This window comes from Prevotella sp. AM23-5, from assembly GCF_003473645.1.
In the GTDB taxonomy this organism is placed as follows: Bacteria; Bacteroidota; Bacteroidia; order Bacteroidales; family Bacteroidaceae; genus Prevotella; species Prevotella copri_A.
In genome coordinates, this window is sequence record NZ_QUCG01000101.1 from 1 (window position 1) to 8,641 (window position 8,641).

Consider the following 8,641-nt stretch of genomic DNA (forward strand, 5'->3'; position numbering starts at 1 on the left):
GGTGCTGCTTATGGCAACCTTTGAGTTGAAGTAAAAAAATGCAAAATTGTTAAACATATCTTACGATAAGTTTGTCCGACAAGCATCTGCCGTTTATGGGGAGAGTAGTGCATATCTCGTTCGAAATAAAAAAGACGAACCAAGTGATGAAATGATGAAAGAGATGTATGCAATTGCAAGTGTACATCAAAGAAACTCCAAAGCTTATGGTGTAAACTCTGAGCCAGCTAAAGACTTTCGTAAAAAAGGTGAAAGTCAAAGAAATGAATTACCTCTCATGCGAACAGCAATAGCGGCAGAAATTAATGCATTGTTTGGTGGCACAGATTACAGCTATGGGGCAACAATGTGGGATGGCGCAGAACAAGCCCAATTTTCTTCAAATGACATGCGTAGAAGCACAGGTAGATTCGAAATTCATATGAACACTATGGGATGGAAAATCTCCGATGGGCATTATGCAAAATGGAAGAAAAATGTTGGAAAATCGTTTAAAGCACCTCAAATTCGCATTGCTCCAACGCATTTTAATGACGGCAAACGTAATATGAATGCTGGAAAAACAAGATTACAATCAACAGCAGTATACGGAAGAACTATCTTTTGGAAAGGAACTAAATAAAAATTAGTAATGAGATTTTGTGCGATATTAATACTTTCTGTGATTTCAATTCTAAACAGTTTGGAATTGAAATCACAGACTGTTGTAAACATTTTAAGTAATGGTTATAAGTTAGAGAGAAGTTTATTTCTACACGGGAAAAAAATCGGGGTATATAATAAAAAGGGTAGATTGATTAAATTGTCCACAGATGACAAAACGCGTCAAAAGATATTTTTAAATCAATCTAATAGCCTAACAGATTATGGAATAATGCTAAAATATCCCGAGGTCATATATAAGGATGCATGTGTTATTGCTGATATTTTATCAAGTTATGACCCAAGCGAAATTTTGTCATTTACAAAGCCAATAGGGGAACAAAAAAAGATTTCTATACAAAATATCAATAAGTATTACACATATCTTGATGCCAGTGTTGACTATGTGTTAAGTATTGAAATTATAGTCAAGGATTGTCTTATTACTCAATATAGTTATACATATAAGCCAAACATGTCTGACGTCATTATTTCATATACAGGTGTCTTTACTTATGATAAGAATAATAGGGTCGTAAAATTAAAAAAAGAATATAGGAAACACTATGAAACAATAGAATTCATATATGAAACCAAATAAGACATGTTTCTTGCCAAGTCATATTGTGACTTTCGGTGTATCGAACATTTGGGTCGTCAGATGGAAGAACCATCTTCAATGCCCGATATTTCAAGTCTGCTACCTCCCAAGCTTGATGCTCTCGCCATTGAGTTAGGTTGCCCCAAATGGAGATGACAAGAGATAGAGCCAAGCCTCTAATGAAAAGAAGAACATACTTTGAAGTTGGCTCGAAGCGATGAGTCACTACTTTCTTCAGAGGTGTGTTATCCATTGCGTGAAGTTTGTCCTGCACAATTTTTGATGTGGCATTCAGCTCTTGTTTCACCTGATTAATGGTACACTGCGCATCACAACTTTGCGACACGCTGCATTGAAGGCAACTGCGACTACAAGACCGTAAGCGTACTGCTCGGTCATGCCAATATTACAACAACCCTTAATCTCTATGTTCATCCGAACATGGAACAGAAGAAAAAGTGCATCACCAAGATGTTCAAGTCGCTTGGAAAATAGGGAAGAACAGATGAAAGCCGAATATAGGGAAGTAATAAGGGGTCAGTCCGAAAACTCGGTTGCAATTTTATTAAGTGGATATAGTTTTGTATCTTTACGCCATGAAACAATGGCAAGTATTACAGACAGTATTTCCTAAGGTAATTACAGAGAATTTTGAATTTACCAATTGTGAAGAAACCCCTGATAGCATAAACTATTGGCTTGAGGAACGTGAATATATGTCCCGTGAGGATTACAAGAAAGGTACGGTACGGCCCTACGGCTTTACAGACTACAAGACCATCCAGGACTTTCCAATTCGTGGGCGCGGTGTATACCTGCATGTTCGCCGACGCAAATGGATTGACCGTTCCACTGGCGAAATATTTACTTACGAATATGATAATCTGACTGAATCTGGCTCCAAACTCACCCCTGAGTTTGTGGCTTTTTTAAAAGAGGAAGATTGAGACCACAGCTGAAAGCATTCAGGGAATCGCAACTCACTATGGCGTAAAGGGGAAATTGCTCTGCGCCCAGTATAAGGACCATTTTAGTGACTTCTGGCTGTGGGAGCAGTTGGAGCATGCTTCCGAATATTTGATATTCCCAGAAAATATGGGTTCGCATCTAAGCATAGACGAAACCTGTCTAAGCAGCGGCGAGGTTTACACATTTCTCACAAACAAGGACGGTCATGGCGGTCCTGGTACTATCGTGGCCGTTGTACACGGCACGAAGGCTGAGAATGTAATTACTGTGATAGAAACAATCTCACGGAAGAAACGCCTTCGCGTTGAGGAGATTACGTTGGACCTTTCATCCTCCATGATGCTGATTGCCCGCACGGTGTTTCCCAGAGCACGCATCACGAACGATCGTTTTCACGTACAGAAAATATACTATGAGGCTGTGGATGACCTGCGCATCTCACTGCGCTGGATGGTGCGCGACCTGGAGAACGAAGAGATGAGGAAATGTCGTGAGGAAGACATCAGGTACATACCTTTCAGACATGCCAACGGTGATACCCGCAAGCAGCTTTTGGCCCGTGCCAAATTTATACTCACGAAACATGAATCCAAGTGGACACCGTCGCAGCGGTGGAGAGCCGATATTATTTTTGAATTCTATCCAGAATTGAAGGAGGCGTACGGACTTGCCATGGAATTGACAGATATATTCAATACTAAGTGTGTTAAAGATGTAGCCAGGACGAAACTGGCCAAGTGGTTCAACAAGGTAGAGCAGTTGTCTGGAGATGCCTTTCGCACGGTCATCGATACCTTTACAAATCACTACGAAACTATCTTGAACTATTTTGTAAACAGGCAAACCAATGCAGGAGCGGAATCGTTCAACGCCAAGGTGAAAGCGTTCAGAAGCCAATTCAGAGGTGTTGCCGATATTCCTTTTTTTCTTTTCAGATTAACAAAACTGTGTGCATAGGCTTGTTGCTTGCAACCGAGTTTTCGGACTGACCCGTAATAAGTCTGCTCCGCAAGGGATATTCCGTTCGGGATGTGGCAAAGTTGAGTGGTTAAGGGGTAAGTACCGTACAACGAGTGAAGCGATTACTAAAAGTACAATCACAGCAATAATACTATTAATTTTACGTTCTTTTTATAGAAAGGGTTTGTGCAATAGTGGCTTATAGGCTAAAAGCACTACCTTTGAATGCTGTTAAATATGGTAATGTTCAAAGTCACAATTTGTGATTTTGGAAAAATGAATATAAATATGACAGATAAAATAGAAAAAAAGGAGGCAACCTTTGCAGTGCCGTACAATGGCGAGGACAACAACGATTATGTCGATGGCAAGGGCTTCTGCTGCAATGACGGCAGCTTGGAGGCTGCTCAGACACGAGCTTTAGCGAGAGCTGCAAAGAATAACTTCCAAGAAGGCGATACATACGAGAAGATGCAGTTCTACTACCACCCAGACCATTTGGGTAGCAGTAGTTACATCACCAATCTTGATGGCGAGGTGGTGCAACATATCGAGTATGTTCCTTTCGGTGAAGTGTTCGTTGAGGAGCGCAACAACATTTGGAATACACCTTATCTTTTCAATGCGAAGGAATTCGATGAGGAGACAGGATTGTATTACTATGGAGCGAGGTACTATGATCCGAGGTTGAGTCTTTGGCTTTCTATAGATCCCAAAGAAGAAAAATATTCCAATGTGTCAACGTATTGTTATGTTATTTCTAATCCGCTGAAATATACAGATCCTACAGGTATGGAAATTGATATGACAAAAGTTCGTTTGGCTGATGAACAACTTAAATTGTCAACAACTCAGTCTGTAATAAAAGATTTGGCTTCTCAAACGGGATTACAACTCAGTTTGGACAAGGATAACAAGTTGCAATATGCTAAAAATGATGAAGGAAAACCTATTGTTAATAAGATTACCAACAAAAAAGGAAAAGAAATAGATGCAGGAAGTAAAACTGCAAGGAATTTCTTGATAAAAAATGATTGACAACAAAACCGAGATAGAAGTATCCTATCATGCTAAACGTACTGTTACATCTGGAACTCAAATAGGTCTCAGTTTTGAGCAAATCAGTAACATGGTTAAAGGTGCTGTTGGTGTAGATGGCAATACGCTTGGTTTTGGCATGACCTTCTTACATGAACTTCATCATACAACAATAGGTGGAGACTATCATGATTCTACAGAACTTTTTGGAACTGGACCAGTTGTTGATAACATGAATATAATCCGCAATGAACTCAACAAACAAGGGTTTAATTATGGAGAAAGGTTAAATTATAAAGCGATCCATACAAAAGAAGGTAATATTATTCCTTTTAATGAATCGGCTTTAACTTCGTTGAAGTACAATAGTTCCATGGGGAAAAAGGCTCATTATATTAAAATAAAATGAGAATCATTATGAGAATATTCTTTTTGATGTGCATTTTGGGGGCTTCTTTGACGATAGCAGCTCAGAATATCATTTATGGTAATAAAAATGAGCAGAGAGCTATAAATATGGCATTTGATATTCTGCAAGTTTATTACCATTCAAAAGAACTGTGTGTTTCAGATTCGATTTATGATCTTGATTGGGATATTTTTTCAGATATGGTTGATACTCAGACCAAACAAATTCTCTGGTCTTATCGAATAGAGAAAAAATTTATTTGGAACGCTCCAACATATTCTGAAGCTTTATTATCTATATTCGGTCCTGAAACTTGTGATTCTTGTATGTATATAGCAAATTTTTCGGAGCCATATAAAGGAATGATAAGATGCGACATCCTACCAAAAGATAAAATGGTTGGCATTTATGGATCGCCTGTTATTTCGGCTTTTCTATTTAAATACAATAATAGAGGAGAAATTTATCAGAGCTATAAAGCTGAAGTCAATATAGACTAATTAAAATTCTTTCAAAAAGGGATTGTGTGAAATGGCACAGTCCCTTTTTATAAGATATTATACAAAGGTCTTTGTATGCCCAATTGTATGATTGCAACCCTCTCCATCTTCATCGCATTCCCATAAAGGTCTTTATTCCATAAAAGTTGTTATAAATGCTGCGAAAATTCTTGATTGTGACATTCCAACCGTAACTTTGCCAGTTCAAACAAATTAAATCATATCAAAATGTAGTAGAATTATAAAAAATCAGCAACAAAATGGAACACAAGAAACAGACCGGGCATGTCTGCCGATGGATGGTTTTTGGCATAACGATTGTCACCATCGTCGTAGGATGTACCATAGTAATCGGCCTATTTGAATGGCGCGACAGAAGCAGGATGGAGAGCAGGAACGCAGAGACACACCTTTGGCGTAAAAACGTGTATGACTTGAATATGCGTGTCGCCAAGTTATCTCTGCTTGGTGAGACATGGAAAAAATGTTAGACATATTATTGTGCGTTTTCTGATTATGCTGCAAATCAACGCAATAAATTCAATAGCCAATCGTTCTTTAGTTATAACATAAAAGCAAAACAATATGAACTATATTTGTCTTTGGGGAATATTAGCGTCTATAACAGGAATTGCAATAATGTTTTCTGTTATTAAGCACAAAAAGTCGGTAAGTGCCATAAAAAATAGCACTTACTTGATTTTTTCAATTTTGATGATATGCTTAGGAATAACAACCATCTTATTTAAAAGATATGATAGTATTTGTGCAATATTCTTTGGTATTACATTCCTAAATATCACATACAAAGACAGGCGTAATTTCCCACCGAGTTTTACAATAAACTATATTAATTATCTTCAAGGATATGTTGTTGGTTTTGTGTCTATAATGTATGCTTTGTTTAGAATTTTTGAATAAATAATCAAGTAATATGTCAATACAATTCCCTATACTTAATATTTCCTTAAGTAATTTAAGTTCACAGGATTTGGAAGAAACCCATATTGGAGACTTATGGGATTATCCTGGCGATAATAGTATCTTTGAAGAATACTACAATAATCAAAAATATGTTGACCAAAGTGGGCATATATTTAAAATAATAGGAAAAAGAAAATCAAATTTTATAAATTCAATAATCCATTTTAATAAAAAAGAACTGATATTTGAGGATTGTGGTGAGACTATTAGCTTCTCTGTATTGAAGGATTTTTTAATCAATAGATATAATTCATTAGATGATAATTTAGCTAAGTCGGTTCTGATTAGATTAACAAAACAATCAAAAAATATCAAGGATTTAATTGGGTAAACGTAAAAATTGTGAAATAATTTAAAATAACAGGTATGAAATATTTAATGCAAATATTACTTGGTTTAATACTTTTACAACTGCTGCAATCATGTGATTACAGTAAGAGTTGCGATGTGTTGTGGATGAAAAAAAATTTTGAAAATAATGCAGAGCTTTTTTTTGATGTTACTAATTTATTTAATAACTCTATTCCAATAAATTTAAAAAAAGAAAATTATGTTAATTTTAATATTAATGATAAAAATAATAGTGTTGATATTATTATAATAAGCAAAAAAGTAATTAATGGAGAAAGAGTCACTCAAAAAGCTAACTCACAAAGGTTAGATAACAAGAATTTTAATCTATTATTGAAAAACTTAGGATGGAACTATTCAAAAGTTGATTCAATACGAAATATGTTACAGAGGATAAAATGCAATACCATTAGAACCGTTGATTATAAATATTTTGATATTGAAATTTATAATAGCTCTAATTTATCGTATTCATATTTACATCTCAAACATAGTATAGAGTACCATAATATTAAAACAATATCAAATAACTCTAAATACGGTAATCTGTTTTCCATTTCTCTGTAACTAATAGCTTGTAGCCGAACAGTAAAAGAAAGCAATTGCAAGCGTGTAAAACAAACTGTATTAAACTATAATAATTATTGTTTAACACAGTTTATTGTACGCTCGGCATGAGCTTATTCTAATGGGTGCAAGTCCCTAATAAGCCTGGTGTGGGAGGTCGGTAAATGTGAAAATAGGAAGCAACTGCCTTTTATGATTAGCATTTACCTCCTACCCGATTCGAAGCGAAGAATGCGCTTGTACCAGATGGTCGTTGTCTATTATTTCTGATTAATTTTCTTTTTAATTTCATTCGCCTCTTTAAATAGGCTATTAGCAATGCTATCTTTAATTGCTGCCATCTGTCTCATTTCGTTATGGTAGCAAATTGAGTCCTCGTAAATATTTACACGAGTTCTCACTTTCTCAATAACTTCTTTATTTGGGCATACAGAAAAATTCTTTTCGATGTATCGAACATTGGGGTCGTCAGATGGAAGAACCATCTTCAATGCCCGATATTTCAAGTCAGCCACCTCCCAGTCTTGGTGTTCTCGCCATTGGGTAAGATTGCCCCAAATAGAGATAACAAGAGATAGAGCCAAGCCACCAATGAAAAGAAGAACACACTTTGAAGTTGGCTCGAAGCGATGGGTAACAACTTTCTTCAGAGGTGTATTACCCATTGCGTGAAGTTTGTCCTGCACATTTTTTGATGTGGCATTCAGCTCTTGTTTCACCTGATTAATTGCATCAAACAAGAGTTTGCTTCGCTGTTCATCTTTACTTATTTCTTTCTTGGTAAGGTCGGTAAAGATGCAGATAGCCTCTCTTAATCTTGCCAATTTGTCAATAGACTCCCCTTCTTTTACAGCTATAGAAAGGATGGCTTTTTCAAGCTTGCATGTATCAACACTTACAGGGACAGGAATGCATCCAGCCTCTGCATTCTTTGGTGAAGCAGAAAGTTCATCGACTTTCTGCTCCAATCTTTCAACTGTGCCGTAGAGGCTTCCAATAGTTCTTCTTTCATGTTCGATTCTATTTTTAAGTTTGTAACTTGCATCAAAGGCTGAAGCCCTTTCTGCGTTTTCTCTTTTTCTTCTTAGCGGATTCTTCCTCTGGGAATGGCTCATAAGTCTGGGCATTAGACGGAGCGAACAAGCCGATGGAAGAAATACCACTCCAAGGGTCTTGGGTATGTTCTGCCGTTGGTTGAGTCTGTTCTACTTGGTGACAACTTGATTGTCCTCCCTGCATAGATTCGGCTCTTGGCGATACACGATTATACTCTGTGCCAAGTCTTGCATCCAACTTGACAAAGCTGTATTCTCGGCTAATCTGCGTACCCTTGAAGCTATATCCGTCTTTACAGAATCGGATGCCTTGAACCTTGGTTCGCTCCTTATCCTTATAGACAAACTCTAAGTGAACACCTCGTTTTGCAAGTTCACTTTGGAACTCGTCCCAGCTATCTGCCATTCTCAATGCGCTCTTTACAGCATTGTGAATCTCGTATTTGGCACGCTCTGCATTGCGCAATTTGCGAGTGTTAGTCTTGCTCTTGTCCGTTCCGTAAGTAAGTCCATACTTGGATTTTAGAGCCTTGGTAACTTGCTCATTACGCCTGTAATCATTCCT

General features: G+C 37.0%; 10 protein-coding genes and 4 pseudogenes. 11 read left to right on the forward strand and 3 right to left on the reverse strand.

Features of this window, described 5'->3' with window-relative positions; all coding sequences use genetic code 11:
* Positions 1-46 precede the first annotated feature (46 nt).
* Together DW657_RS15710 and DW657_RS15715 are read left to right on the forward strand one after the other, a co-directional pair.
* Positions 47-622, forward strand: a complete 576-nt coding sequence (locus DW657_RS15710; protein ID WP_117664302.1) for a hypothetical protein — start codon at positions 47-49, stop codon at positions 620-622.
* 60 nt (positions 623-682) lie between these two features.
* Positions 683-1,243 carry a hypothetical protein gene (locus DW657_RS15715; protein ID WP_233547163.1) on the forward strand — a complete coding sequence of 187 codons (561 nt, stop codon included), beginning with the start codon at positions 683-685 and terminating at the stop codon, positions 1,241-1,243.
* A gap of 25 nt (positions 1,244-1,268) precedes the next feature.
* On the opposite strand, the pseudogene DW657_RS18470 reads toward DW657_RS15715, so the two are convergent.
* A pseudogene (locus tag DW657_RS18470) lies at positions 1,269-1,562 on the reverse strand (hypothetical protein); the annotation flags it as partial.
* A gap of 11 nt (positions 1,563-1,573) precedes the next feature.
* Between DW657_RS18470 and DW657_RS15725 the strand changes: the two are divergent.
* The 9 genes and pseudogenes from DW657_RS15725 to DW657_RS15770 form a co-directional block, all read left to right on the forward strand.
* Positions 1,574-1,738 (forward strand): annotated as a pseudogene (locus tag DW657_RS15725) (tyrosine-type recombinase/integrase); the annotation flags it as partial.
* Between the two features lie 101 nt (positions 1,739-1,839).
* The gene (locus DW657_RS15730; RefSeq protein ID WP_118212209.1) at positions 1,840-2,190 is read left to right on the forward strand and encodes a transposase family protein; all 351 of its coding nucleotides are present in this window, start codon (positions 1,840-1,842) and stop codon (positions 2,188-2,190) included.
* Between the two features lie 109 nt (positions 2,191-2,299).
* Positions 2,300-3,169 carry a transposase gene (locus DW657_RS15735; protein WP_118212208.1) on the forward strand — a complete coding sequence of 290 codons (870 nt, stop codon included), beginning with the start codon at positions 2,300-2,302 and terminating at the stop codon, positions 3,167-3,169.
* 303 nt (positions 3,170-3,472) lie between these two features.
* A pseudogene (locus DW657_RS15740) lies at positions 3,473-3,967 on the forward strand (RHS repeat domain-containing protein); the annotation flags it as partial.
* A 235-nt stretch (positions 3,968-4,202) separates the two neighbouring features.
* Positions 4,203-4,619, forward strand: coding sequence for a hypothetical protein (locus DW657_RS15745; protein ID WP_118212207.1), 417 nt, complete (start codon positions 4,203-4,205; stop codon positions 4,617-4,619).
* Entirely contained in the window at positions 4,616-5,119 is a 504-nt protein-coding gene (locus DW657_RS15750; protein ID WP_089542656.1) for a hypothetical protein, read from the forward strand. The genes DW657_RS15745 and DW657_RS15750 overlap by 4 nt, the downstream gene beginning before the upstream one ends.
* A gap of 260 nt (positions 5,120-5,379) precedes the next feature.
* On the forward strand, positions 5,380-5,610 hold the full coding sequence (locus DW657_RS15755) for a hypothetical protein (RefSeq protein ID WP_117664303.1): 231 nt from the start codon (positions 5,380-5,382) through the stop codon (positions 5,608-5,610).
* 443 nt (positions 5,611-6,053) lie between these two features.
* Positions 6,054-6,434 carry a hypothetical protein gene (locus DW657_RS15765; RefSeq protein ID WP_117664305.1) on the forward strand — a complete coding sequence of 127 codons (381 nt, stop codon included), beginning with the start codon at positions 6,054-6,056 and terminating at the stop codon, positions 6,432-6,434.
* A gap of 35 nt (positions 6,435-6,469) precedes the next feature.
* Positions 6,470-7,021 carry a hypothetical protein gene (locus DW657_RS15770; protein WP_117664306.1) on the forward strand — a complete coding sequence of 184 codons (552 nt, stop codon included), beginning with the start codon at positions 6,470-6,472 and terminating at the stop codon, positions 7,019-7,021.
* Between the two features lie 260 nt (positions 7,022-7,281).
* Here DW657_RS15770 and DW657_RS15775 read toward each other — a convergent pair.
* Both DW657_RS15775 and DW657_RS15780 read right to left on the reverse strand, forming a co-directional pair.
* Positions 7,282-8,033 (reverse strand): annotated as a pseudogene (locus DW657_RS15775) (hypothetical protein).
* Positions 8,034-8,065: 32 nt separating this feature from the next.
* The coding region (locus tag DW657_RS15780; protein WP_158577408.1) for a relaxase/mobilization nuclease domain-containing protein at positions 8,066-8,641 on the reverse strand (576 nt) is incomplete at its 5' end.

Bases quoted from the DNA above. Each gene is read 5' to 3' on its own strand.
- DW657_RS15765 (WP_117664305.1), top strand. From the start codon at position 6,054: ATGTCAATACAATTCCCTATACTTAATATTTCCTTAAGTAATTTAAGT.
- DW657_RS15770 (WP_117664306.1), top strand. From the start codon at position 6,470: ATGAAATATTTAATGCAAATATTACTTGGTTTAATACTTTTACAACTG.
- DW657_RS15730 (WP_118212209.1), top strand. From the start codon at position 1,840: ATGAAACAATGGCAAGTATTACAGACAGTATTTCCTAAGGTAATTACA.
- DW657_RS15755 (WP_117664303.1), top strand. From the start codon at position 5,380: ATGGAACACAAGAAACAGACCGGGCATGTCTGCCGATGGATGGTTTTT.
- DW657_RS15745 (WP_118212207.1), top strand. From the start codon at position 4,203: ATGATTGACAACAAAACCGAGATAGAAGTATCCTATCATGCTAAACGT.
- DW657_RS15750 (WP_089542656.1), top strand. From the start codon at position 4,616: ATGAGAATCATTATGAGAATATTCTTTTTGATGTGCATTTTGGGGGCT.